We start from the raw sequence: 271 nt of genomic DNA on the forward strand, positions 1-271 counted from the left end.
CCATATGATATTTTAAATTTACTGACTAGCATTGAAGAACCGTATAAAAACATGAAATGGCTCACCACAGCAATGGAGATGCAATTTATTGCTCAAGCGGGACTTGCCTATACAAAAGATAGAATTGACCATGAACGTTTTACACGATTAAGTGAAATGGCAGCAGAAATAATGGCTGAATATACTGATTTACCAAAAGAAAAAGTACAAAATCTGTTTTGCAATGAAACAGGATATCAAACACCAAAACTTGATACGCGCTCTGTAATTT

The 271-nt window shown here is 34.3% G+C and carries 1 protein-coding gene; it reads left to right on the top strand.

The genetic code is table 11. The features are described from left to right. Positions 1 to 271: NUDIX hydrolase N-terminal domain-containing protein (locus H6A07_RS09765; protein WP_204814728.1), on the top strand; the 271-nt coding region annotated here is incomplete at both ends.

This window comes from Olsenella uli (assembly GCF_016899935.1).
GTDB lineage: Bacteria > Actinomycetota > Coriobacteriia > Coriobacteriales > Atopobiaceae > Thermophilibacter > Thermophilibacter uli_B.